The organism is Bradyrhizobium sp. UNPA324 (assembly GCF_006658635.1).
GTDB classification, from domain to species: domain Bacteria; phylum Pseudomonadota; class Alphaproteobacteria; order Rhizobiales; family Xanthobacteraceae; genus Bradyrhizobium; species Bradyrhizobium nanningense.
Genome location: NZ_LFJD01000004.1, coordinates 6946214 through 6971759 on the forward strand (window position 1 = coordinate 6946214; position 25546 = coordinate 6971759).

The 25546-nt window shown below is 65.7% G+C and carries 22 protein-coding genes; 11 read left to right on the plus strand and 11 right to left on the minus strand.

The features are described from left to right. The first annotated feature begins 242 nt into the window (after window positions 1-242). The 3 genes from sorA (at window position 243) to UNPA324_RS33300 (ending at window position 2172) form a co-directional block, all read left to right on the plus strand. Window positions 243-1442: a SorA family sulfite dehydrogenase catalytic subunit gene (gene sorA, locus UNPA324_RS33290; protein ID WP_128919968.1), complete on the plus strand. Its 1200-nt coding sequence runs from the start codon at window positions 243-245 to the stop codon at window positions 1440-1442. 12 nt (window positions 1443-1454) lie between these two features. After that, window positions 1455-1763, plus strand: coding sequence for a SorB family sulfite dehydrogenase c-type cytochrome subunit (gene sorB, locus UNPA324_RS33295; RefSeq protein WP_181769609.1), 309 nt, complete (start codon window positions 1455-1457; stop codon window positions 1761-1763). Window positions 1764-1971: 208 nt separating this feature from the next. Then, on the plus strand, window positions 1972-2172 hold the full coding sequence (locus UNPA324_RS33300) for a cold-shock protein (RefSeq protein ID WP_008563500.1): 201 nt from the start codon (window positions 1972-1974) through the stop codon (window positions 2170-2172). 172 nt (window positions 2173-2344) lie between these two features. On the opposite strand, the gene UNPA324_RS33305 is transcribed toward UNPA324_RS33300, so the two are convergent. After that, a complete protein-coding gene (locus tag UNPA324_RS33305) occupies window positions 2345-2806 on the minus strand; it encodes an Lrp/AsnC ligand binding domain-containing protein (protein ID WP_018317238.1) in 462 nt (153 codons plus the stop codon). A gap of 114 nt (window positions 2807-2920) precedes the next feature. Between UNPA324_RS33305 and putA the strand changes: the two genes are divergently transcribed. From putA to UNPA324_RS33320, 3 genes are all read left to right on the plus strand, one after another. Next, entirely contained in the window at window positions 2921-5932 is a 3012-nt protein-coding gene (gene putA, locus UNPA324_RS33310) for a bifunctional proline dehydrogenase/L-glutamate gamma-semialdehyde dehydrogenase PutA (protein WP_141938273.1), read from the plus strand. Window positions 5933-6046: 114 nt separating this feature from the next. Further along, window positions 6047-7252 (plus strand): CaiB/BaiF CoA transferase family protein, encoded by a 1206-nt coding sequence (locus tag UNPA324_RS33315; RefSeq protein ID WP_141938275.1) that lies wholly within the window; start codon window positions 6047-6049, stop codon window positions 7250-7252. A gap of 222 nt (window positions 7253-7474) precedes the next feature. Beyond that, on the plus strand, window positions 7475-8122 hold the full coding sequence (locus UNPA324_RS33320) for a glutathione S-transferase family protein (protein ID WP_128919972.1): 648 nt from the start codon (window positions 7475-7477) through the stop codon (window positions 8120-8122). A 51-nt stretch (window positions 8123-8173) separates the two neighbouring features. On the opposite strand, the gene UNPA324_RS35485 is transcribed toward UNPA324_RS33320, so the two are convergent. The 6 genes from UNPA324_RS35485 to UNPA324_RS33345 form a co-directional block, all read right to left on the minus strand. Next, window positions 8174-8338, minus strand: a complete 165-nt coding sequence (locus tag UNPA324_RS35485; protein ID WP_181769610.1) for a hypothetical protein — start codon at window positions 8336-8338, stop codon at window positions 8174-8176. 77 nt (window positions 8339-8415) lie between these two features. After that, the gene (locus UNPA324_RS33325; protein ID WP_141938277.1) at window positions 8416-9957 is read right to left on the minus strand and encodes a hypothetical protein; all 1542 of its coding nucleotides are present in this window, start codon (window positions 9955-9957) and stop codon (window positions 8416-8418) included. A gap of 93 nt (window positions 9958-10050) precedes the next feature. Beyond that, window positions 10051-11052, minus strand: a complete 1002-nt coding sequence (locus UNPA324_RS33330; protein WP_181769611.1) for a hypothetical protein — start codon at window positions 11050-11052, stop codon at window positions 10051-10053. 366 nt (window positions 11053-11418) lie between these two features. Then, window positions 11419-11916: a TPM domain-containing protein gene (locus tag UNPA324_RS33335; RefSeq protein ID WP_141938281.1), complete on the minus strand. Its 498-nt coding sequence runs from the start codon at window positions 11914-11916 to the stop codon at window positions 11419-11421. 5 nt (window positions 11917-11921) lie between these two features. After that, window positions 11922-12821: a TPM domain-containing protein gene (locus UNPA324_RS33340; RefSeq protein ID WP_181769612.1), complete on the minus strand. Its 900-nt coding sequence runs from the start codon at window positions 12819-12821 to the stop codon at window positions 11922-11924. Between the two features lie 136 nt (window positions 12822-12957). Further along, a complete protein-coding gene (locus UNPA324_RS33345; protein ID WP_128919977.1) occupies window positions 12958-13566 on the minus strand; it encodes a LemA family protein in 609 nt (202 codons plus the stop codon). A 178-nt stretch (window positions 13567-13744) separates the two neighbouring features. Here UNPA324_RS33345 and UNPA324_RS33350 point away from each other — a divergent pair, with 178 nt between their 5' ends. The 3 genes from UNPA324_RS33350 to UNPA324_RS33360 are packed head-to-tail and all read left to right on the plus strand — an operon-like array spanning window position 13745 to window position 16956. After that, window positions 13745-14599: an enoyl-CoA hydratase gene (locus UNPA324_RS33350; protein WP_141938285.1), complete on the plus strand. Its 855-nt coding sequence runs from the start codon at window positions 13745-13747 to the stop codon at window positions 14597-14599. Between the two features lie 5 nt (window positions 14600-14604). Further along, entirely contained in the window at window positions 14605-15744 is a 1140-nt protein-coding gene (locus UNPA324_RS33355; protein ID WP_128919979.1) for an acyl-CoA dehydrogenase family protein, read from the plus strand. Between the two features lie 15 nt (window positions 15745-15759). Beyond that, entirely contained in the window at window positions 15760-16956 is a 1197-nt protein-coding gene (locus UNPA324_RS33360; RefSeq protein WP_128919980.1) for an acyl-CoA dehydrogenase family protein, read from the plus strand. Between the two features lie 241 nt (window positions 16957-17197). Here the strand turns inward: UNPA324_RS33360 and UNPA324_RS33365 are convergent, their stop codons facing one another. After that, window positions 17198-19531, minus strand: coding sequence for a xanthine dehydrogenase family protein molybdopterin-binding subunit (locus UNPA324_RS33365; RefSeq protein WP_141938288.1), 2334 nt, complete (start codon window positions 19529-19531; stop codon window positions 17198-17200). A 219-nt stretch (window positions 19532-19750) separates the two neighbouring features. Beyond that, window positions 19751-20626 carry a dihydrodipicolinate synthase family protein gene (locus UNPA324_RS33370; RefSeq protein ID WP_141938290.1) on the minus strand — a complete coding sequence of 292 codons (876 nt, stop codon included), beginning with the start codon at window positions 20624-20626 and terminating at the stop codon, window positions 19751-19753. A 232-nt stretch (window positions 20627-20858) separates the two neighbouring features. On the opposite strand from UNPA324_RS33370, the gene UNPA324_RS33375 reads away from it, so the two are divergent. Beyond that, entirely contained in the window at window positions 20859-21725 is an 867-nt protein-coding gene (locus UNPA324_RS33375; RefSeq protein ID WP_141938292.1) for a S1C family serine protease, read from the plus strand. Further along, window positions 21722-22093, plus strand: coding sequence for a response regulator transcription factor (locus UNPA324_RS33380; RefSeq protein WP_141938294.1), 372 nt, complete (start codon window positions 21722-21724; stop codon window positions 22091-22093). Before UNPA324_RS33375 ends, UNPA324_RS33380 begins: the two co-directional genes overlap by 4 nt. Before the next feature lie 21 nt (window positions 22094-22114). On the opposite strand, the gene UNPA324_RS33385 is transcribed toward UNPA324_RS33380, so the two are convergent. Together UNPA324_RS33385 and UNPA324_RS33390 are read right to left on the minus strand one after the other, a co-directional pair. Then, window positions 22115-22936: a DsbA family protein gene (locus UNPA324_RS33385; RefSeq protein ID WP_181769613.1), complete on the minus strand. Its 822-nt coding sequence runs from the start codon at window positions 22934-22936 to the stop codon at window positions 22115-22117. A 100-nt stretch (window positions 22937-23036) separates the two neighbouring features. Further along, window positions 23037-25538: a hypothetical protein gene (locus UNPA324_RS33390; RefSeq protein ID WP_141938297.1), complete on the minus strand. Its 2502-nt coding sequence runs from the start codon at window positions 25536-25538 to the stop codon at window positions 23037-23039. Window positions 25539-25546: the final 8 nt, after the last annotated feature.

Below are 25546 nucleotides of genomic sequence, written 5' to 3' on the forward strand. Positions count from 1 at the left end.
ACGATGCTTCGCATCGCCCGGACGTGCCGACCTCTCCCGCAAGCGGGAGAGGTGCAGCGAGCCGGCGGCGGCGTCGGGTCAGGCAATCAATGTCATCCCCACGTAACACCGGCCTGCTGCAACGCAGCGGCATGGGCCCGCTGCGAAAGCACGAATTGACTTCGTTCAAATCGTTGCAACAGATGAGCGCGGGTCCGCGGTGATGACCGCAGACCGAAGAAAAGCTCCGGGAGGGGACGAGGATGTTCGATCGACGCGACCTGCTCAAAGGAGCGGGCTTTGCCGCGCTTGCGGCCACACTGAATTCCACGAGGGCGTTGGCACTCGACACCGTCACCCTGCCCTTTGCCAATGGCGAACGGCCGGTCGTGAAATATCCGCAGAAGCGGCCGATGATCGGCCTGACCAGCCGGCCGCCGCAGCTCGAGACGCCGTTTGCGATCTTCAACGACGGCCCGATCACGCCGAACAACGCGTTCTTCGTGCGCTATCACCTCTCCGACCTGCCCTACAATCTCGATCCCGACACATTCACGCTGGAGGTCAAGGGCAAGGTCGACAAGCCGCTCAAGCTGTCGCTGAAGGACATCCGGAAGATGAAGGCGACGGAGATCGTCGCGGTGGCGCAATGCTCCGGCAACAGCCGCGGCTTCTTCGAGCCGCGCGTCGCCGGCGGCCAGCTCGCCAACGGCGCCATGGGCTGCGCGCGCTGGCGCGGTGTGCCGCTGAAAGCGGTGCTGGAGATGGCCGGCATTCAGAGCGGCGCCAAGCAGGTCACTTTCAACGGCATGGACGGGCCGGTCAGCGACAAGACGCCTGATTTCGTCAAGGCGCTCGACGTCGATCACGCGCGCGATGGCGAGGTGATGCTGGCCTACGGCATGAACGGCGAGGACCTGCCGTTCCTCAACGGCTTCCCGCTGCGCCTGATCGTGCCCGGCTATTACGGCACCTACTGGGTCAAGCACCTCAATGAGATCAATGTCATCGACAATGTCTTTGACGGCTTCTGGATGAAGTCGGCCTATCGCATTCCCGACACGCCTGACAACTCGATCGAGCCCGGCACCACGCCGAAGGCGACGATCCCGATCAACCGCTTCACCATCCGCTCCTTCATCACCAGCGTGCCTGACGGCGCCAAGCTGAAGGCCGGCGCGACCACCCTGCGCGGCATCGCCTTCGACGGCGGCAAGGGCGTCAGGGAGGTCCAGGTCTCCACCGACGGCGGCAAGACTTGGATGAGCGCCAAGCTCGGCAAGGACCTCGGCAAATACGCCTTCCGCGAATGGAAGCTGCCGGTGAAGCTTGCGGCCGGCAGCCATGAACTCAAGGTGCGCGCCACCGGAAATGGCGGCGAGACGCAGCCGGACACGCCGCGCTGGAACCCGGCGGGTTATTTGCGCAACGTCGTCGAAACCGTCCGCGTGACGGCCGCCTGAAGGAGAATGATCATGCAGCGCACCGTTCTCCTTGCCGTCTCGTTCGGCCTCGCCGCAGCTTTGGGGTCGGCACCCGCAGCGCCGATCAATTACAAGACCCCTGATGAGGTCGCAGCGTTCAAGCCGGGCCCCGATCTCGAGATCGTCAAGGGCAATTGCAGCGCCTGCCACTCGGCCGACTACATCAAGACGCAGCCGCCGATAAAGGACAAGAAGGGCTTCTGGCAGGCCGAGGTAACCAAGATGATCAAGGTCTACGGCGCGCCGATCAATGATGCCGACGTCGGCAAGATCGTCGATTACCTGGCCGCGACCTATTGACTGAGAGCGCGCAGCACGCCGGCCATTTGACCGCGAAACGGGCAAAACCGGCAAAAGCGCCGCGAAGTTGAGCGGAATTCGGCAAAATGCCGATGTGGTTTGAGCTACCAAGCCCGCCACATTCCGCGTATCCTGTTAGGACCGAACCGGCCGGTTGGCGGGGACTGGCGGTTCGCGATCTCGGAGGAAGACCCGCGGAGAAGTCGTGATGGCTAAAGGTACGGTCAAGTGGTTCAACCCGACGAAGGGTTATGGATTTATCCAGCCTGCGTCGGGGGGTAAGGATGTGTTCGTGCATATCTCGGCAGTGCAGAAAGCCGGTCTGTCGACCCTGAATGAGGGACAGACGGTGGAATACGAAGAGATCGCAAACCGGGGCAAGACTTCCGCAGAGAACCTCAAAGTATAAGCCCGCCAGCCTTTGCTGCCTCCCGGATCACCTTCCGGGAGCGGGCCAAGAAAATTTCAGAAGACGGCCAGTGCATTCGACGACAGGCGTTGCGATTGCACGAGGATAGCTATTTTTCCTGCGAAGACCGCTCATTCAACGCCGCAGCAATGACAATCGCGACGACATGTCGTCAGCCCACCGGCAACGGCGCGTCGCGCTTGATCTCTTCCATCACCGCATAGGTCCGAGTCTCGCGCACGCCCGGCATCGACAGCAGGGTCTCGCCGAGAAAGCGTCGATAGGCGGCCATGTCCGCAAGCCTCGCCTTCACAAGATAGTCGAAGCCGCCGGCAACCATGTGACACTCCAGCACCTCAGGCGCGAGCTTCACTGCGCGGGCAAACCGCTCGAAATTGTCGGGCGTGGTCTTGTCGAGCAGCACTTCGACGAACACCAGAAGGCCAAGGCCGAGCCGATGCGGGTTGAGGCGCGCGCCATAGCCTTCGACGAAGCCCTCGCGCTGCAAGCGCTTCAGCCGCTCGCCGATCGAGGTCGGCGACAGCCCGATGCGCTCGGCGAGCTCGACATTGGCGATTCGCCCATCCTCCTGCAAAATCGAGAGGATCTTCCGGTCGATGCGATCGAGTTCCATATTCTATACGGTCAATTTCCATTCAGTCTTCATTTTCTAAGGCAAACCACTTAGATTGTCTATCGAACTACGGTCATGCGGGCATTATCCTGAATCTCAGCCACAGGACACGCCATGCCGAACATCCCGCCTCCCTTTAGCGCCCCCTACGCGCCTGACGATGCCGAGATCGCCGCACGGCTGTTACCGGCCTCCCATCTCAGTTCGCCGCAGGAGGCACGGATTGACCGTACCGCGACGCGGCTGATCGAGGCGATCCGCAAGCGCGACGACCGGCTTGCAGGTGGTCTTGGCGGGGTCGAGGACATGTTGCGGGAGTTCGCGCTCTCGACCAAGGAGGGCCTCGCCTTGATGGTGCTGGCCGAGGCGCTGCTGCGCGTGCCCGACGCGCGCACCGCCGACCAGTTCATCGAGGACAAGCTCGGCGAGGGCGACTTCATCCATCACGAGACCAAGTCCACCGCGTTCCTGGTCAATGCCTCGGCCTGGGCCCTCGGCCTGTCGGCACGGGTGATCCAGCCCGGTGAGACGCCCGACGGCACCATCGGCCGCCTCGTGAAGCGACTGGGCGCGCCGGCGGTACGCACCGCGACGCGTCAGGCGATGCGGCTGATGGGCAACCATTTCGTGCTGGGTGAAACCATCGAGCAGGCGCTGGAGCGGGGCCGGCCGCGCTCCGGCCAGAAGCCGCGTTATTCCTTCGACATGCTCGGCGAAGGCGCGCGCACGGCGGCGGACGCAAAACGCTATTTCGATGCCTATGCCAGCGCGATCGAGACCATCGGCAAGGCGGCAGGCAACCATCCCCTGCCCGACCGGCCGGGCATCTCGGTCAAGCTGTCGGCACTGCATCCGCGCTTCGAGGCGATCAGCCGCAACCGCGTGATGGCCGAGTTGGTGCCGCTGCTGCTCGATCTGGCGCGGCGCGCCAAGGCCCATGACCTCAACTTCACCGTCGATGCCGAGGAAGCCGACCGGCTGGAGCTGTCGCTCGACATGATCGCGGCAACGCTCGCCGATCCCTCGCTTGCCGGCTGGGACGGATTTGGCCTCGCGATCCAGGCCTATCAGAAGCGCGCCAGCGCTGTGATCGACTATGTCGATGCGCTGGCCCGCGCGCATGACCGCAAGCTGATGGTGCGCCTCGTCAAGGGCGCCTATTGGGACACCGAGATCAAGCGCGCGCAGGAGCGCGGGCTCGACGGCTATCCCGTGTTCACGCGCAAGGCGATGACGGACCTGAACTACGTGGCCTGCGCGACGAAGCTGCTGGCCTTGCGGCCGCGCATCTTCCCGCAATTCGCTACCCACAACGCGCTGACGGTCGCGACCGTGCTGGAGCTCGCGCAAGCTGGGGGCGGCTTCGAATTCCAACGCCTGCACGGCATGGGCGAGGCGCTGTACGAGCAGCTCGCCAAGGACCATCCTGAGATCGCCTCCCGCACCTATGCGCCGGTCGGCAGCCATCGCGACCTGCTGGCCTACCTCGTGCGCCGGCTCTTGGAGAACGGCGCCAACTCCTCCTTCGTGGCGCAGGCCGCCGACTACCGCGTGCCTGTTACGGCGCTGCTGCAACGTCCGGCGGATGCCATTGTCCGGCCGCAAGCGGCGGCGCATCCCAAAATTCCGTTGCCGGGCGACCTGTTCGCGCCGGAGCGGCGCAACTCGCGCGGCGTCGAATTCGGCGAACGGGCCGCACTCCACCAATTGATGACGAATGTCAAAGCCGAGACGGCCGACCTCAAGCCGGTCGCCGACGCCACCCCGGATCAGGCCAATGCAGCGGTCGCCGCGGCACGCGCCGGCTTTGCCGCCTGGACTCGGACGCCGGCGGGCACGCGCGCGGCGGCCCTGGAACAGGCCGCGCATCTGCTGGAGAGCCGCAGCGCCCATTTCATTGCACTCCTGCAAGCCGAGGGCGGCAAGACGCTCGACGATGCGCTCTCGGAGCTGCGCGAGGCCGCCGACTTCTGCCGCTATTATGCCGCGCAAGGCCGCAAGCTGTTCGGCAGCGAGACGGCGATGCCCGGCCCGACCGGCGAGAGCAATGCGCTCGCGATGCGCGGCCGCGGCGTCTTCATCGCGATCTCGCCATGGAATTTCCCGCTGGCGATCTTCCTGGGCCAGGTCACGGCCGCGCTGATGGCCGGCAACAGCGTGGTGGCAAAGCCCGCCGAGCAGACGCCGCGCATCGCGCGCGAAGCCGTGGCCCTGCTGCACGAGGCCGGCATCCCCCGAAGCGCGCTGCATCTCGTCACCGGCGACGGCAAGATCGGTGCGATGCTGACGGCACATCCTGACATCGCCGGCGTCGTCTTCACCGGCTCGACCGAGGTCGCCCGCAGCATCAACCGCACACTCGCCGCCAAGGATGGGCCGATCGTACCGCTGATCGCCGAGACCGGCGGCATCAACGCCATGATCGCGGATGCCACCGCGCTGCCCGAGCAGGTCGCCGACGATGTCGTGACCTCGGCATTTCGTTCCGCCGGCCAGCGCTGCTCGGCGCTGCGGCTTTTGTTCGTGCAGGAGGACGTCGCCGACCGCATGATCGAGATGATCGCGGGCGCAGCGCGCGAGCTCAAGATCGGCGATCCCTCCGATGTCGCGACCCATATCGGCCCTGTCATCGACATGGAGGCCAAGCAGCGCCTGGATGCGCATATCGCGCGGATGAAGAGCGAAGCGCGACTGCACTTTGCAGGCGACGCACCGGAGGGCTGCTTTGTCGCGCCGCACATCTTCGAGCTCGGGGAGGCCGGCCAGCTCACCGAGGAGGTCTTTGGCCCGATCCTGCATGTCGTCCGCTATCGTGCGGAGAATCTCGAACGCGTGTTGCAGGTCATCGAACGCACCGGCTACGGGCTCACCCTCGGCATTCATTCGCGCATCGACGACACGATCGAAGCCATCATCGATCGCGCTGAGATCGGCAACATCTACGTCAACCGCAACATGATCGGCGCCGTGGTCGGCGTACAGCCGTTCGGCGGCAACGGCCTGTCCGGAACCGGCCCCAAGGCCGGCGGCCCGCACTACCTCGCGCGCTTCGCCACCGAGCAGACCGTGACCATCAACACGGCGGCGGCAGGCGGCAATGCGGCACTGCTGGCGGGCGAGGAATAACGCCCTGCGCCAGGCGCCGTTGCATCCCCGCAAAACATCGGTCTAATGCTGCGATGGTGGCCCGCGCCAATTCCAGCGCGGGGGAAACGACAACAGCGAGGGAGCAACGCTGCGATGGATAAGGGCATTTTTGCAGGCCTGAAGGTTCTGGACTGCGCGAGCTTCATCGCAGCGCCCGCGGCCGCGACCGTGCTGTCGGATTTCGGCGCCGAAATCATCAAGATCGAGCCGCCCGGCGCTGGCGATCCCTATCGCAATCTGCCGAACCTGCCGGGCTATCCCACCGGCGAGCACAATTTCGCCTGGCTGCTGGAAGCGCGCAACAAGAAGAGCATCGCGCTCGACCTCGCCAAGCCGGAGGCGCAGGCGGTGCTCTACAAGCTGGTCGAAGAGGCCGACGTCTTCATCACCAACATGCCGCCGCCGGTGCGCGCCAAGCTCGGCATCACCTACGACCATCTCGCCCATCTCAACGACCGGCTGATCTATGCCTCCTTCACCGGCTATGGTGAGAAGGGCGAGGAAGCCAACAAGCCCGGCTTCGACAGCAACGCCTATTGGGCGCGTTCAGGCTTGATGGACCTGGTCCGCGCCGACACCGACACCACGCCGGCCCGCTCGGTCGCCGGCATGGGCGACCACCCCTGCGCCATGGCGTTTTACGGCGCCATCGTCACCGCGCTGTATCAGCGCGAGAAGACCGGCAAGGGCTCGCATGTCGCCTCCAATTTGATGGCGAACGGCGTGTGGGCGGCGAGTGTGCTGGCGCAGGCCAAGCTCTGCGGCGCCAAGTTCGGCGAGCGTCGCCCGCGCGAGCGCGCGCTCAACGCGGTCGCCAACCACTACCAATGCAAGGACGGCCGCTGGCTGATCCTGTCGCTGCTGAGCGAGGAGAAGCAGTTTCCGACGCTGGCCAAGTGCCTGGGGCGCGAGAATCTGATCAGCGACCCCCGCTTCGCCACCAAGACCGATCGTCACGCCCGCTCGGTCGAGCTGATCAAGATTTTGGACGAGACCTTTGCGACCAGGGATCTCGCCGAATGGCGCAAGATACTCGACGGCAATGGCCTCGTGTTCGGCGTCGTCGCCATTTTGGACGACATCCCGAACGACAAGCAGATGCTCGACAACGAGGTGCTGGTGCCGTTCGAGAACGACACCATGCTCACCATCAACAGCCCGATCTGGATCGACGGCGTCAGGAAAGTCCAGCCGCGCAAGCCGCCCGCCGTGGGCGAGCACAGTGACGAGATTTTGCGCGGGGCGGGATACGACGAGGCGGCGATCAGGCAGCTGAGGGATTCGGGGGCTGTCGGGTAAGGCGGCGCGACACATTCCGCCGTCGTCCCGGACAAGCGTCAGCGCAGATCCGGGACGACGCGGAGGAGATGGCTCGTCTCTACCCCCGTCATTGCGCGCGTAGCGAAGCAATCCAGAACCCCATCGCAGATGCATTGCTGGATTGCTTCGCTGCGCGCGCAATGACGGCGCAGGACCATCTCGGTATAATAATCGGCAAGACATCACGCCTCGCGAGGTCCCATGCCCCTCTACCGCCTGCACTACTTCCCCGAATCCGGCAACAGCTACAAACTGGCGCTGATGCTGACGCTGTGCGGCGAGAGCTTCGAGCCGGTCTGGACCGATTTTGGCGGCGGCGTCACGCGCACGGCGGAATGGCGCAAGGCGGTCAACGAGATGGGCGAGATCCCCGTGCTCGAGGTCGACGGCGTGAAGATGACGCAAACCGCACCGCTGCTGCTCAAGCTCGCCGAGCAATATGGCCGGTTTGGTGCCGAGACGGAGGAGGAAAAGTTCGAGCTGCTGCGCTGGCTGTTCTGGGACAACCACAAGCTCACCGGCTACATGGCGACCTATCGCTTCATGCGCGCCTTCACCGAGAAGAACGACCCGCAGGTGCTGAAGCATTTTCGTCGCCGGCTCGAGGACTTCCTCGGCATTCTCGACGGGCATCTCCAGCACAATGAATTCGCGATCGGCGCAAAGCCGACCATCGCCGATATCTCGATGATGGCCTATCTGCATTATCCGAGCGACGAGCACGGTTTTGACTTTGCGGCGAGCCATCCCGCCATCCACGCCTGGCTCGGCCGCATGGCCGCGCTGCCCGGCTGGAAGCCGGCCTACGAGCTGCTGCCGGGCAAGCGGATGACGAATTACGCGAAGTGAGGACGCTCTCTCTTCCCCGTCTCCCCGCAAGCGGGGAGAGGCGAAGGGAAGCTACCGCAGCGTCAGCCAGCCGAGGGTAAACAAGATGCCGCCGATGAGGACAGCCATCGCGACCGCCCAGATGCTGACGCGGGCGCTGCCGGTGACCTGCTTGACTTCCTCATTGCGCGCGATCTCGCGATTGCGCTCCTTGTTGGCTTCGCTGGAGTCCGTCATGGGTCATCCAAACCGCTTGAGACTTTATCTTGCGCGTGATCCTTCGGAAAACCGCTACACACTTTTCCTGGATCACGCTAACGCGTCTTGATGAAGCACATGCCGATGCGGCGCGAAGCCGCGGCGGCCTGACAGCTGAGACCGTTAGCACAGTTCCATGACGTAAAACTCTTGTCTGGCGTTCCCAATCCCGCATCTTGCAGGGAACAATGCGCGCCCCAGCCATCCCAGTATTCCGTGCCGGCGAGCTCCCGGCTGCCCCGGGTCTGCGGCCGGCTGGCAAATCCGCGTGAGAAATCAGGCCGTTTGCCTGTGGCGAAGGCGGCCAGGATATCGCGGCGACGAGGCTGGTCGCCGATGAAATGCGGCGAGGCTGGCACGATGGTGGAATTGGACGGCCTGTCCGCGAGCCAGTCGACGCCGGGGAAATGGAAGCCGCCGATGCCGCGGGTCTGGTGGCACCCTGAGCAGGTGACGTCGTTGAGACGACGCTGGAAGCCCGCGACCGAGCGGACGCTCTGCATGTCGATGCCCCGCGCGGTCGCCTGCTTCAACGCGCCGACCACGTCCTGATCGGTGAAGACCGGATCGCTATTGCCCTCGCCTTTTCCCTCGCCTTGCATCATGCCGAACTCCGGCTGCAGCGCGGACGCGTCAAGGCCGGCGGGCGTCGGCACGACCGCAGCCTTGGCCAGGAATTTCTCCGGGATCAGCACCGTGCCGCGGTCGAATTCGCGCAAGTTCTCGGGTGCGAGCAGCCAGTCTTTGAAATCGCGCCGGAGCGCGCCGTCGGCGAGCAGGCGGTCGCGGTCGATCTGGTTCTCCAGCACCGCTTCCGCGAACGTCTTCAAAGCAGCGTCGTACTTGAACACCTTGAGCAGATAGTCGGAGCGGAAATCGTGCAGGGCCGATTTCGGTGCGACGGAGATCTGGATGTTGGTCTCGATGCGATCGAGCATGGCATCGTCAGGGCTGCCGATCAGCTCCTGCCAATTGCCGTTGTCGAGCCAGCGCCGCGCGATGTCGGCGCAGGCGATCGGCTTGCCGTTCCCGTCCGTCTGGCGCGGATCGCGCGCCTTCATGACCAGATTGAACGTCATTGGCAGGCGCGCCGCGGCCTTGCCGCCGTCGGGCTTGCCGTCGAACCGCGCCAGGCGATAGATCAGCCGGATCTCGCCGCAGGACTCCTCTGAAACATAGCCGCGGTCCATGCGATTGACGATGCCGGCCAGCACGAAGCGCGTGTCGCGGGACGTCAGATTGGCCCGATCGAACAGCTGCACGTCAAAACCTTCGCCGACGCCGATGGTCTCAGTCGGATAGGCTCCCTTCCGCCTGATGATGTAGCGTTCGAACTCTGCGTCGATCGCTGGCAGGATGTCCTTGAGCTGCGGCATCGACGCGAACAGCCGGTCGGTCGTCAACGGACCATCGGCCTTGCGCTCCGGCGCCAGCAGGCGCGAAATCGTGAGGACGTCGCCTTCATCGAGCCGGCGCAACAGATCGGCATCGGTGATCGCCGTGCCGCGCATCAGCTGCGCCGTCTCCGCTGCCGACAGCGAAGCAGCGCCGCCAAACAACACGGCGGCAGCAACGAGAATTCGCAATGCGCGGCTCATGCCTTAGGTAACACCGCGCCGGGATGCCTATTCAAGCAAAAAGGCGCCTCACACAGTGGTGAAGCGCCTCTTCGAAAGTCGGATATCGAACGCTCAACGTGCGACGATCAGCCCCTTGCTGGTGACAACGACCCAGCGGCCGTCCTGACGGCGGATCGCATCGACGCGGCCGACGCCCGGAATCGGATCGCCGGGATAGACCTCGTAGAGCCCGTCACGGCCCTCGATCAGCGCACCCCCATTGGCGGCATTGCGCAGCCTCCAGCCTTCGATCGTCGGCAGACGGCCAACCTCAGGCTTGGGGCTAGCGGCCACCGGGGCCGGCGCGGCGGCGGTCGCAACCTGGGTCGGCGCGATCGAGCCGGTCGTCTCCTTGGCGGGCGCGGCAGCGGCAGCCTGCTGCGCGGGAGCGGCGGGCGGCGTGGCGCGGAGCTTATCGACGGCCTCCGACAGCTTTGCGATCTTGGCCAGCGGCTCGGCCTGGGCCTTCTCCAGCTTGTCGAGGCGGTCATTGGCGCGATTGACCTGGCTGGCGCCGGTTTTCGTGCTGTGCTCGACATTGGCCTTGAGCGCGACGAGATCGGCATCGATCCGCGCGACCGAAGCATCGAGCGCGCTGGTGTCGGCGACCTGGACCGGCGCCTGGGCCGGGCTGACGAAATGCATCATGCCGGCGGTCGCGAGCGCGCCGCTGATCGCGCCGACGCTCGCCGCGATCGCCACGACCGCGGCCATCGCCGAGAGGCGCCGCTTGCCAGCGGCCTCGCGCGGCTCGTCCGCCTTCCCATGCGGGGCAAAATCCTCGCGGTCCCAAGAGCCATTCCACGACCGCTCCGCAGGCGCCATGACGATGAGCTTGCCGGGCTTCGGCTCGGGCTTGATCTCGGCCTTCTCGATTCTGGCTTCGAGCTTCGGCACCTCAACCTTCGGCGGATCGATCTTCGGCGGCTCGACATTCACCGGATCCGGCTTGGGCGGCGCCTCGTGGTCGGGGGCAATCGAGGGGGCGTCGATCCCGGCTTCGGCCTCGACAGTGTGCGGCGTGGTCATCCCGGCTTCGACGACGCTCTTATCCTGGGCAGCCTGCTCAGCCATTGGTTCGCTCACAGTTCAAATACTCCGCTCTGGATTGACCTTTTGGTAACTTTCATTGCTTGCGAAATCCTTACCTTGGGACCCGCTTACCGAAATTTTAGGAAGTTATCCGGGGCCGAATTGAGCCGGGAAGATGGAACCGGTGTGGCGGGCATGAAACAATTTGTAACCGGGCCAAGATGAACGGCCGCGGAATAGGCCGGCCTTCGGGTGACCGCGAGAGAATTTAGAGCGCCGCCTCTACAGCGTCATTGCGAGCGTAGCGAAGCAATCCAGAATCCGCAGGGACAGCCTGGATTGCTTCGTCGCATGGGCTCCTCGCAATGACGAGGTGGAGGCAGCGCCTACCTCTCACATCACAGTCCGTTACATCACGAGCGGCGCGTCGGGCAGCTCGTTCGCATGCGGACCCTGCGGCGGGAAATGCTGCGCCAGCTCGCGCGACACCGCTTCGATGCCGCCGATGACGCCGCGCTCGAATTGGCCAGAAGCGAATTCGGCCTCCATGGCGCGACAGATGCTCTCCCAGCCCGCAGCGCCCACCTTTGCGTCGATGCCGCGATCGGCAATGATCTCGACGTCGCGATCGGCGAGCAGGAGATAGATCAGCACGCCGTTGTTGTGCGCGGTGTCCCAGATGCGCAGGTGCGAGAACACGTCGAGCGCACGCGCTCGCGCCGGCTGGTTGCGGAACAGGGGGCGGCCATCGAGCGCACCTTCGACGACGAAGCGGACCTGGCCGGAATGGGTGGCTTCGCCGCGCTGGATCGCCTGCTCGATACGGGCGAGCACGTTTGGCGGAAAGATCTGCTTTGCCCGCCAATGATGTTGCACGAGATGTCTGGCAATGCGCTTGATGCTCATGACCGCTACCAGCTCCCCGAGGCGCCGCCGCCGCCAAAACTGCCGCCACCGCCGCTGAAGCCACCGCTGTCGCTACTGCCTGACGATCCGCTGCTCCAACCGCTTCCGGATGAACTGCTCGACCACGAGCCGCCGCGCGAGCGGCCCGTGCCCGGCGTGATCGCCGAGAACAGATCGGCGATGAAGCCGATGATGAATCCGAGACCGCCCAGCGCGAGGGCCATCGCGAACGACCCGAGAACGAACCAAGTCAGCGTCGCAATGATGCCTCCGGTCACGAGCGATCCGAGCAACCGCCCCAGCACGGCGCGGAAGGCGCCGCCCACGCCGACCGAGACAAACAGCGTGACGATGAAGAGCGGTGCGAGATCGTCGAGACTGCCGAAGTTCACGCTGGGCGTCGGAACCGGCAAGGGTTCGCCGTCGATCACCCGCATCATGCGCTCGACGCCGTCGGCGATGCCGCCGGCGAAATCGCCGCTCCTGAATTTGGGCGTGATGACCTCGTCGATGATCCGCCGCGCGGTGACGTCGGTGAGCGCGCCTTCGAGGCCATAGCCGACCTCGATGCGCAAATGCCGGTCGTTCTTGGCGACGACGAGGATCGCGCCGTCGTCGATCTTCTTGCGACCGATCTTCCAGGCCTCCGCGACGCGGATCGAGAACTGCTCGATCGTCTCCGGTTGCGTGGTGGGCACGATCAGGACGGCGATCTGACTGCCCTTGCGCGCCTCGAAGTCACGCAGCTTTTGCGACAGCGAGGCGATGTCGCTGCTCGACAGCGTGCCGGTCTGATCGACCACGCGGCCGGTGAGCTGGGGGACGGCGACGTCGGCGGAAGCGGGGAAGGCGAAGGCGAGGACGAGTGCGGCTACGGCTATCGCCCACCACAACCTCACTGTCATCGCCCGGCTTGACCGGGCGATCCAGTATTCCAGAGACGCCAGCGGCCTATGGAGAAGCCGCGGCGTACTGGATTCCCCGCCTTCGCGGGGAATGACGGCGGTGGGTGGGGCGACGTGCATTCGCAAAATGACGCGCTTACTTCGACGGCGCAGGCGCCGGATTGAAATCGACCTTCGGCGCGGTCGAGATCGCCTTCTCGTTGTCGACCGTGAAGTTCGGCTTCTCCTTGTAGCCGAACATCATCGCCGTGAGGTTGCTCGGGAAGGAGCGGATGGTGACGTTATAGTCCTGCACCGCCTTGATGTAGCGGTTGCGCGCTACCGTGATGCGGTTCTCGGTACCCTCGAGCTGCGACATCAAATCCTTGAACAAGGCGTCGGACTTGAGCTGCGGGTAATTTTCCGTGACCACAAGGAGCCGCGACAGCGCGCTGGAGAGCTCGCCCTGGGCTGCCTGGAACTTCTGGAAGGCGGCTGGATCGTTCAGCACCTCGGGCGTTGCCTGGATGCTGCCGACCTTGGCGCGCGCATTGGTGACGCCGAGCAGCACATCCTTCTCCTGCTGGGCAAAACCCTTCACCGAGTTGACGAGGTTGGGCACGAGGTCGGCGCGGCGCTGATACTGGTTCACGACCTCGGACCAGTTGGCCTTGATCTGCTCGTCCTCGCTCTGGATCGCGTTGTAGCCGCAATTGGTGAGGCTCAGCGAGGCCAGCGCCGCCAGCACGGTCAGGATCTTGCGCATTAAATTTCTCCCGGTGGAATCTGGCGCAAACTACCAGATGAGACCCGCAAGACGCCAGACGTCTTGCGTCCCCTCTCGCGGCGCGAAAAGCAGCCGACTGACGCAAGCCTCTTGCCTATCCCTGACCGACATAGTCAACTTGACGAAACAATAAGACAGAACCTCGGGAAGAAACGCGATGACCTCGTTCGAGACCATCCTCGTGGAGCGGCCCGAGCCGGCGATCACCCGGATCGTGATGAACCGGCCCGAGGCGCGTAACGCGCAGAACCTGCAAATGACCTACGACCTCAACGCCGCCTTCGACGCGGCGGTGCAGGACGATGCGGTCAAGGTGATCATTCTCGCCGGCAGCGGCCCGCACTTCTCCTCCGGCCACGATCTGCGTCCGGGCGGCAAGAACGCCGCCGGCACCGATTTTCCACCGATCGGAAATTGGGGCGGTTTCGCCGAGCCGAACGCCCATGGCCGCTTCGCGCGCGAGCAGGAAATTTATCTCCAGATCACGCGCCGCTGGCGCAACCTCGCCAAGCCGACCATCGCCGAGGTGCACGGCAGGTGCATCGCCGGCGGGTTGATGCTGGCCTGGGCCTGCGACCTCATCGTCGCCAGCGACGACGCGCAGTTCTGCGATCCCGTCGTCACCATGGGCGTCTGTGGCGTCGAATGGTTCGTGCATCCCTGGGAGCTCGGTGCGCGCAAGGCCAAGGAGTTCCTGTTCACCGCCGACAGCAGGAGCGCGCAGGAAGCGCACCAGCTCGGCATGGTCAATCAGGTCGTGCCGCGCGCGGAGCTGTCATCGCGCGTGCTGGAGCTGGCGCGCCGGATCGCGGCAAAGCCATCCTTCGCGCTGAAGATGACCAAGGAGGCCGTCAACCGCTCGGTCGACGTGATGGGTCAGCCCGCCGCGATCGATCAGGCCTTTGCGCTGCATCAGCTCTGCCACGCCCACAATCTTCAGGAGTTCGGCATGATCGTCGATCCCTCCGGCCTGCATCCCTCCGTGCGCAAGCCGCCTACGGCGGCGGAGTAGACGACATGGACCTCAATCTCAGTGACGAGCAAAGGCTGCTGCGCGACAGCGCGGAGCGCTTCGTGGCCGGAAGCTACGATGCCGATCACCGCCGCAAGATGGCGAACGATCCGCTCGGCTTCAGCCCTGCGGTGTGGAAGCAATTCGCCGAGCTCGGCTGGCTGGCGCTGCCGCTTCCCGAAGAGTTCGGCGGGCTCGGCGGCGGCGCGGTCGAGATCGGCATTTTGATGGAAGCGTTCGGGCGCGGGCTGGTGTCCGAGCCCTATGTCGCGACCGTCGTGTTGGGAGCCGCACTGATCGCCAGATGTGGCACCAATGAGCAGAAGCAGGCCAGCCTGCCCAAGGTGGCGGACGGATCGCTGAAGCTCGCGTTTGCGCATTCCGAGCGCGCGGCAAGGTTCGACCTCGCCAAGGTCGCGACATCAGCGACCAAGACGGCGCAAGGCTGGCGCCTGTCCGGCAGCAAAATCGCTGTGCTCGACGGCCACGCCGCCGATGACATCATCGTCTCCGCGCTCGTGCACGACCATCATGGCCCTTCGGGGCGGATCGGCTTGTTCGTGGCGCCAGCGACCGCGCCGGGCCTCGCATTGTCCGACTACGCCCGCCTCGGCGGCGGGCGCGCCTGCAACATCGAGCTGGCTGACCTACACCTGCCCGAGGACGCCCTGCTCGGCGACGGCCACGACGCGCTGCCGGCAATCGAATGGGCCGTCGATCGCGCCATGGCCGCGCTCGGGGCGGAAGCCGTCGGCATCATGCAGACGCTGCTCGACACCACGCTCGACTACACCAAGATCCGGAAACAATTCGGCCGGCCGCTCTCGGCCAACCAGGTGATCCGCCATCGCCTCGCCGACATGGCGATGCAGGTCGACGAGGCGCGCTCGATCGCGCTACGCGCAGCGTTGAAGGCCGCGAGCCCGCCGGTCGAGCGGGCCCGGGCGGCGTCGGGCGCGAAGGCGAAGATCGGTAAATGCGCGCGCTTCGTCGGGGAGCAGTCGATCCAGCTTCACGGCGGCATGGGCGTCACCGAGGAGCTCGAGGTCGGTGCCTATTTCAAGCGGCTGATCGCCTTCGACACGCTGTTCGGCGGCAGCGCCCACCACTATGCCCGCCACGCCGAGCTTGGCCGCAAGGCCTGACACCGGGAGAGCATCATGGACCTGTCGTTCAATGCCGAGGAGCGCGCCTTCCAGAGCGAGGTGCGCGGCTTCATCGCCAAGAACCTCACCGAGGAGATGAAGCGGGCGACTGCGCTGACGCCGTCGGTGTTCTCCGATCCCGACATCGGCACGGCCTGGCAGCGCGCGCTGCACGCCAACGGCTGGGGCGCGCCGGGCTGGCCGGTCGAATACGGCGGGCCACCCTGGACGCCGGCGCAACGCTGGATCTTCGAGACCGAATGCGCGCGCGCCGGCGTGCCCAATGTCAACGTGATGGGCGTGAAGATGGTCGGGCCCGTCATCATCGGCTTCGGCTCGCCCGAGCAGAAGAACTTCTATCTGCCACGGATTCTCTCCGGCGAGGATTATTGGTGCCAGGGCTATTCCGAACCGGGCTCCGGCTCCGACCTCTCCTCGCTGAAGACGCGCGCGGTGCGCGACGGCGACGACTACATCATCAACGGCACCAAGATCTGGACCACGCATGCCCACCACGCCAACCGCATGTTCGCGCTGGTGCGCACCAGCGACGGCCCGCGGCAGCAGGACGGAATCAGCTTCATTTTGATCGACATGAAGACGCCGGGCATCACCACACGCCCCATCCTCACCATCGGCGGCGATCACGAGGTCAACCAAGTGTTCTTCGACGACGTCCGCGTGCCCGTCGCCAACCGCGTCGGAGAGGAAGGCAAGGGTTGGACCTACGGCAAATATCTGCTCGAGTTCGAGCGCGGCTCGGGCATCGCGTCAGCGAAGCTGCGCGAGGGGCTGAAGGCGATCGCGGACCTTGCCGAATCGGACCTGACGGGACGCGCCATCGACAGCCCCGATATCGCAACGCGCATCTCCGAAGTCGAGATCGACATCGACGCGCTGGAGATGACCGAGCTGCGCGTGCTCTCGGCGCTCCAGACCGGGCAAAACCCGGGCGCGGTGTCGTCGATCCTGAAGCTGCGCAACAGCGAGATCCGCCAGGCCGTGACGCGGCTCGGTGTCGACGTGATCGGCCACGACGCGCTTGCCGTCGAGCCGATGCGCCCGCTCTACAGGCTCAACCACGAACCGGCGGTCCCTGAGGAGATGCTGACAATGGTGCCGGAATATCTCAACGGCCGCGCCTACACCATCTTCGGCGGCACCTCGGAGATCCAGCGCGACATTATTGCAAAGATGATGTTGGGAATTTGAATCTAGCTTCGCGAGCCGACGTCGAGCGTGCAAACGCGCCACGTCCTCCACTGCCGTCCCGGCCAAGCGCGCGCAGATCCGGGACCCATAACCACAGGCAGATGCGGTTACGGGGACTCGGAGTTACCAGTTTCGCGCCAAACTGCTCCCTGTGGCTATGGGTCCCGGATCGGCGCGCGCTTGGGCGCGCTTGTCCGGGACGACGGCGGAGTTTGAGGCGACAGTTGCGCGAAGCGCAGGTTTACGGTTGCGGCACTCCCGCCTTCGCGTCCCGGATCGCCTGCCAGATCTTCTGCGGCGTCAGCGGGGTGTTCAGCTGGGTGATGCCGAGCTCGGCGAGCGCGTCCATCACGCCGTTGGTGACGCAAGGCGGGCCGCCGATGGCGCCGGATTCGCCGCAGCCCTTGGCGCCGAGCGGATTGGTGCGGCAGGGCGCGGTGTCGTCGAGCGTCACCACGATCGGCGGCACGTCGTCGGCACGCGGGATGCAATAATCCTGATAGCTCGCGGTGAGGAGCTGGCCGTCGGCATCGTAGGAGACGCCTTCATACAGCGCCTGGCCGATGCCCTGCGCGACGCCGCCATGGATCTGTCCGGTGACCAGCATCGGGTTGACGGCGACGCCGACGTCGTCGACCGTGGTGTAGCGCACGACCTTGGAGACGCCGGTCTCGGGGTCGATCTCGACCTCGCAGATATGAGTGCCGTTCGGCCAGCTCGGACCGTCGACCTCGCCTTCGGAATCGACGCTGAGCTTGGCGCCGCTTTCTTTCTCGGCGAGATCGAACAGGCTGATGCGGCGGTCGGTGCCGACCACGGTGAGCATGCCACCCTGATACTCGATGTCCTCGATCGAGGTCTCCAGCACGTTGGCCGCCTTCTCGCGCGCCTTCTGGATCAGATCGTTGGAGGAGACCGCGACCGCCGTGCCGCCGACGAACAGCGAGCGCGAGCCGACGCTGCCGAAACCCATCGCGAGATCCGTGTCGCCCTGCACGACGTCGATCTTGTCCATGGCGATGCCGAGCGTGTCGGAGATCATCTGGGTATAGGTGGTCTGCAGCCCCTGCCCCATCGCCATGGTGCCGGAATGCAGCACGACGCGCCCTTGCGAGGTCGCGTGCAGGCTGACCTTCTCGGTGTGGGCGCGGCCGCCGGTCCATTCGATGTAGGAGGTGAGCCCGCGGCCGTAGAGCAGGCCCTTCTTCTTCGCCGCCTTCTTGCGCGCGGCAAAGCCGTCCCAATCCGCCAGCTTCACGGCGCGGTCGAGCATGTGGGCGAAGGCGCCGGAATCGTAGACCTGCCCGGCCGCATTGGTGTAGGGCAGTTGCGCCGGCTTGATGTAATTGGCTTTGCGGATGGCGCGCGGGTCCATGCCGATCTTTCGCGCGGCAGCGTCGAACAACCGTTCGACGATGAACACCGCCTCGGGACGGCCGGCGCCGCGATAGGCTCCGACCGGCGCGGTGTGGGTCATCACCGACTTCACCTCGAAATGCACGAGCGGCAGATCGTAGACGCCGGTCTGCACGAACGGGCCGAGCACCAGGGGGATGATGTTGGCCGCGCCCGAAGAATAGGCGCCGGTGCAGCCGATCGACTTGACGCGATAGGCCAGCACCTTGCCCTTCTCGTCGAGCGCGAAGGAGGCGGTCGAGGTCAGATCGCGGCCGTGGGTGCCGCCGACGAATTCGTCGGTGCGGTCGCCGCGCCAGCGGATCTTCTTGTTCAGCTTGGTTGCCGCGTAAGCGACGATGCCGTCTTCCGGATAGAGATTGGTCTTCTGGCCAAAGCCGCCGCCGATGTCGCCGACCAGGACGCGGACGCTGTCCTTGGGACGCTTGAGCACGGCTTCCGCCAGCACGTCGCGGGTCGAGGCCGGCGTCTGCGACTGCACGTGCAGCAGGAGACGGTCGGACTTCTTGTCGATCTCGGCAATGGTCGAGCGCGGCTCCATCGCGGAGGGAACGAGGCGCTGGCTGACGAGGTCGAGCTCGACCGTGTGCGCCGCCTTGGCGAACGCCTCGTCCACCTTGGCGGCATCGCCGTAAGACATCGCGCCGACGATGTTATCCGGCGCCTCCGGCCACACCACCGGCGCGCCGGGCTTGACGGCCTCGACCGGATCGACCACTGCGGGCTGCACGTCGTATTCGACGATAATCGCCTCGGCCGCGCTCTGTGCCTCCACGCGCGAAGACGCCACCACCGCGGCCACGGCCTCGCCGGCATAGCGCACGATCTCATGAGCGAGCAGACGGCGCGGCGGCACCGTCATCCGCTTGCCGTCGGGGCGCTTGAAGATGCTCAGCGTCGGGATGGCGCCGACGTCGTCCTTGACGAGGTCGGCGCCGGTGTAGACCGCAGCGACGCCGGGCATCGCGGCCGCGGCGCTGGTGTCGATCGAGACGATCTTGGCGTGGGCGTGCGGCGAGCGCAGCACGTGCAGCCACAGCGCGCCGTCGGCCGGCTTGTCGTCGATGAACTGTCCCTTCCCGGTGAGCAGCCTAAGGTCTTCCAAACGCTTGACGGGCTGCCCCGCTCCGAAACGCAAATTGCCGGGAAGAATGTTCATTCCGTGGGGTCCTCGAAGTCTCTTGAAATGCGGCCGCCTTTTAGCGGATCGAGGCATGCGAGGCCAGCCGCGGTTTTGGGCGGGATATCCACGATTTCGGCATGCCCTGAGGCAATCGTCATTCCGGAGCGACGCGCAGCATCGAACTCAGGTGCGCCCCTTGCGCACCCGAGAATCTCGAGATTCCGGGTTCGTCCTTCGGACGCCCAGGAATGACAGCTAGCCCAGCGCCCGCAGCGCCGCCTCCACGACCTTGCGCGCCTCGGCCGTCAGCGCGGCCTGCGGCGGGACGGGATCGCCGACGTCGTAGCCCTGGATCGCAAGCCCGGCCTTGATGCAGGCGGCGAGGTTGAAGCGGGCAAAGGCCTCGTTGATGCGCCACAGCCTGCGTTGCAGCGCCATGGCTTCGTCCCAGCGGCCGGCCTTGCAGAGCTCGTAGAGCATAACGCTCTGGCGCGGGATGATGCAGGCCGGGCCCGCCATCCAGCCGAGCCCGCCGATCAGCATCACCGCAGCCGGGATATGGGCGGAGGCCGAGAACACCCGCAAGGAATCGCCGCAGCGGTTCATGATCGAGAGCAGCCGGCCGGTGTTGGTCGAGGCATCCTTGATGTAGCCGATGCGCGGATGCTCGGCGAGGCGCGCGATGATATCGAGCGTGAGATCGGAACGCTGGAATTGCGGGTTGGTGTAGATGACGACGGGGATGTCGACCGCATCCGCGATGGCGCGGAAGTAGGATTCGACCTGGGCATCGGCAAGCGGGAAATACGCCTCCAAGATCGCCAGGATGCCGTCGGCGCCGAGCTTCTGGTAGGCTTTCGCCTGCGCCACCGCATCCGCCGTCGAGGTCGAGGCGACGCCGGCGATAACAGGCACGCGGCCCTTCGCGGCTTCGATCGTGGTCTGGACGACGGCCCTGCGTTGCGCGGCATTCAGATATGCGAATTCGCCGGTCGAGCCCAGCGGGGTCAGCCCGTGCACCCCGGCGCCGATCAGATCGTCGCAGAGCTTGCCGAGGACTTCGGTGCGCACGATGCCGCCGGCATCGACGGGCGAGACGAGATAGGGAAAGACGCCGTGGAATTCGGACATGTCGGTGAGGATCCCGGAGCGCTGGCTGACCTGACGGGTCTTAGCAACGCCCGGGCCTGCGATCAAACCCTGATCAGCCGCACCCGCGTGCGCCAGGGATCGATGCCGTTGCCTTCGGAATCGTCGAGAAGGCTTATTCCTGCCCTGGCCACCCGGCCAGTTTCGCAATCGCCCGCGACATCCCAGATTGAGGACAGCTTACAGGAGCCTTAACGGTTTACAGGAGTCTTGCATGACCGACCCAACTCCCCTGTCCTCACTATCGTCAGCGCTCGCGGACGTGGTGGCGCGCACCGCGCCGTCCGTCGTCTCCGTGCATTCGCATCGCTCCCGCGCAACCGGCTTCGTCTGGAAGTCCGGCCTCATCGTCACTGCCGACGAGGCGCTGGCCGACGAAGGCGAGGTCGAGATCGGCCTCCCCGACGGCAGCAGGGTCGCCGCTACAATCGTGGGCCGCGACCACACCACCGATATCGCGCTGCTCCGCGCCGACATTGCGATGACCCCGGTCAAGCTCGCCGCAACCGTCCCGCCGCTGGGCGCATTGGCGATCGTGGTCGCCACCAACCGCGAGACGCCGAGCGCGGCGCTGGGGATGGTGTCCGCCTCCGGCAACGGCTGGCGCTCCTTGCGGGGCGGCGAGATCGATGCGCGGATCGAGCTCGACGTCCGCCTGCGCGGGAGCCAGCAGGGCGGCCTTGCGCTCGATGCATCGGGCGACGCCTTCGGCATGGCCGTGCTCGGCCCGCGGCGCGTGCTGGTGATCCCGACGGCGACGATCGAGCGCGTCGCGGCCCAGCTCGAGACGCGCGGCCGTATCGCCCGCGGCTATCTCGGCCTCGGGCTCCAGCCGGTCCGGCTCGACGACGGCGTCGGCGCGATGGTGATGAACGTCGACAAGGCCGGGCCGTCGGCCGCGGCCGGCATCCGCCAGGGCGACGTGATCATTGCCGTCAACGACCAGAAGCTGTCCGGCGTGCGCGCGCTATCGCGGACGTTGGGCCCTTCGAGCGTCGGCGCGGTGGTCGATGTCGCGGCGCGACGCGGCGGGGAGCCGGTCAGCTTCAAGGTCACAATCGGCGAGAGGCCGGAGGCGTGAGCGAGGACAAGACGCCGGAGATCGTGCTGGCTCTGGAGATCGACAACCCCGCCCTCGCCGATCGCCTGGCTGCGCTGCTCGGCAATGTCGCCGGGCTTCGCCTTGCCGCGCCCGGCGAGCAAGCCGCCGCGACAATCGTCGCGCGCGACCCGCGCGTCATGCCCGACGACATCGCGCTGACGCAGCGCGAGCTCGACGTGCTGGCGCTGATGGCCGAGGGCGCCTCCAACAAGATGATCGCCCGCCGGCTCGGCATCTCCGTACATACCGTCAAATTCCACGTCGGCTCGCTGCTCGACAAGCTGGACGCCACCGGCCGCACCGACGCGGTGGCACATGCGGCGCGCCGCGGCGTGATCGAGCTGTGACGTCAGGGCGAGATCATGCGATCATGGCTGTTTCGGAGCCGCAATGCGCGCCTTCAGAGCCGCAGCGCCGACTGCGCCGGGGATGACGCTGTCGCCGACGACGTAGCCGGGCGTGCCATTGATGCCCAATGCCGAAGCCAGACGCATGTTCTGCTGCAATGCCTCGTTCACCTCGGCGCTCGCCGCGTCCTTTTCGAGCTCGCCTGCATTGAAGCCGAGATCGGCGGCGACCTTGAGCGCCTTAGCGCGGTCGACCCGACCTTGCGTCGCCAGCAGGCGGCGATGAAACTCGAGCGATTCGGCGGCGCTGGGATGATGCATCTGCAGAGCGATCGCGACCTTCGCGGCTTCGACGGAGTCGGGCCCCAGGATCGGGAGCTCCTTGAGCACGACGCGCAAGTTCGGCTCCTCGGCGATCAACGCTAGCGTATCGCCGAGCGCCTTGCGGCAATAGCCGCAGTTGAAGTCGTAGAATTCGACCACGGTGCGAGTACCGTCAGCGGTGCCGACCGTCGTCTGCAATGGCGCAGCATACAATGCCTTGGCATTGTCCGCGATCGCCTGCCTGGCATCGACCGCCGCGACCGCGGGGGCCGGCTGCGATGCGGCGCGCTTGGCGACGAGCGCCAGCAGCGCAGCGCGCAACGCCTCCGGGTGATCGACGAGATATTTCTCGATCGCCGGACCGAGCGCTTCAGGATGCGCGATGAGATATCGCTGGACGGCTTCATCCACGTCAGCGCGCTGCATCTGCGCGTTCGCCGCGCCCGGCATCGCGAGCGCTGCGGCCACGAGCGCGCCCGCCGCGACTGCGCGCATGCGGAAGAGTGCGAGCTCCGGCATGTCAGTCCATCCAATCATCGCTTAGTTCCTCCACTCGTGTCCTTCATCGTCCAACGGCAGCCGGTTCGTCATCACCGGAGCCACCGGACGAAGCTCTAGGCTAGCGTTCCCTCCCGAGCGGCGGCGGCGCAACCCGCCGAGGCGCGAGCGGCGCAATGCGACCACGCTGGGCCGGCCAGCAGCGCTTGCCAAGCGGCCCCGGGACCATTTCAGGGGGACAGGCGATCGGGACCGTGGCGGACGGCGCGCGTTTTTCCGGAGCTGTGCGCGTCGATGGCTGTCGTGGCGCAGGCGGGATCGGCAGCGGCGCTGGCTTGCGCTCCACGCACGTGCCCTTGTCGTCGCGAATTTCGCCCGCTGCGCAGGATTTCTGCGGCGAGAACTTCATCCCGCTTTGCGCAACGCATTTTGAGCGATCCTTCGGATTGACCGGAGCAGGACAGCACTCGCCGCTCGTCGTCAGGTTCGCGGCCGCGCAACACTTGCGGTCCGCGGTCGGGACATAGCCGGCGGCGCAGCAGAGCGACACCTTCGGAATCTTGAATGTCGGCTTGCACTGCGTCCCGTCGGCACTGGGGGTCTGCCCGATCGGGCAACAAACGCCTTTCGAGGTGGCTTGGCTGTTCAGGCAGCATTTGCCCGCGATCTTTACGTAACCGGGCGAGCAGCAATCGAGACATATCCCGCCCGGAACCTTGGGAATGAATTGCTGGCACTTACCGTTGACCAGAGCGCCCGCGCAGCAAAGCTGCGCACCGCCCGATCCGGAGTAAATGTGATCGTTGTCGCAGCACTCGTGATTGGGGCCGATCGCCGTTTGCGTCGTTCCGCACTTTGGCTTGCTGATGTCGGTCGAGGGGTTGCCGCAGGCACCACCGGGCCGAAGATCGACCGCTGAACAGCACTTGCCGTTGACCAGAATCTCCGACTGAGCGCAGCCAGAGGCGCAGCCATCCTTGCTCCACACTTGATTGACCGGGCATACGGGCTTGCCTCCTGGACCGCAGACATGCGTCTGACAGGTCCGAAAACTCGGCGGCGGCAGCGGTAGTCCGACCGGAAGCATGGCCGGCGGGAGTTGCGCCGGCCGGCCGGCGCAGGTGCGCTGGATGGCGATATCGCCGAGATGTCCTCGTGCGGCGAGGTCCGGCGGCGCGTCGGCATAGTCGATGAAATAGCTGAGCCGCGGCGGCTCGTCGTCGCGGCGGATGCGCCAGACAGGATTTCCCTGCAATCCGTCGATGGCGAGCAAGTCGGCCTGGCCAAGCTGTGCGGCGAGCTTGGAATCGGTGGCGTGGCGCAACTGCTCTCCGGTCGTCCAGATGAAGCCGCCGCAGGAGTGCGGATTGATGTTGCCGCGCTCGTCATAGCCGTAGCCGATTGCAACGCCACCATTATCGTTGCGGAAGGTCTCGGGGAACCCTACCGCATACTCATCGGACGCGGCCTGCCAGACCGGCTGCTTTGCCTCGGTCATGCCGATCACCGTATAGCGCAGCACGCGGCCGATCGAGGGCACCGACAGCGCTTCGAAATCCTGTGTCCCGGTCGGCGCGGGCCGCTCCGCGAGATACATCCGTCCAGCGTCGTCGAACGTAATCCGCGAGATTTCAGTGGGGCCGGCTGCGGACGGTACCGCGAGCTCGATCCTGATGTCCGAGCCGAACGAGCCATCCGCATTGAGGCCGACAGACCAGACGCGCAATCCTTCGGCGACTGCGTAATAAAGCCGATGATCTTGCACCGCGAGGGCGAACACGCGCCGCCCCCGCGCCGCGTAGCCCCAGGTCTCGGGCTGCGCGCTGTCGAATTGCGGACTGGTGAGATCCACGCCGGACACCGCGGCGGGCACCGGCGCGAGCCCGACGGCGGCCGTGCCGGAAGCGCCATGATCGTAGACGCCGAGATCAGCGCCATTCATGCCGAATCGATGAATAAGGCCGGTCTCGCGGTCGGCGGCGAACAACGATTTCGTGGCGGCATCGTAGGCCAGCCCGCCGAGGGCGGCGCCCGAGTTCGCCTTTCTCGCGGTGGCAACATTTGCAAACAGCTTCACTTCGCCGGTGAGACCGTTGATCTTCCAGATCGATCCTGGCCCGCCTCCCGGCCCCCACTGCGCCGCCATGAAGGTCGCGCCGCCGGTTCCGACCCGAACACGAAGTGGCTTGTCATCGGGACCGCGCGCGACGATCGAGAGGCCGTAGGCCGACGTCGCCGCCACATAGATATTGGCGGGCGAGCCGTCGTCCAGAGCGACGCCGAATACCTGCCCGATCCACTTTGCGCTCACCGTGAATGGTTTTGGCGCGCCGACGAGCTGCGCTTCCGGCGGGCCGCCCATGCGGCTGAGATCGACGACGCGCAGCGACGGCCCGTCGGGATTGATGAAGGAGCGCGCATCGGCGTCCTGGCCCGGCTCGATCTCGAACGGGCGGAGACCGCCGGAGAATCCGGTGACCACGGCCTGACCCGGCGCGTAGATGCCGCGCGGCGCCTGAGCCGAGGCGGTGTTGCCGAGCACGAGAGCCAGGCTCGATGCGAGGATGATGCGCCGCATCGGGCGGACGGCGGTTGCGATCGACATGCATCGGCGAGGCGTCATGACTGCGG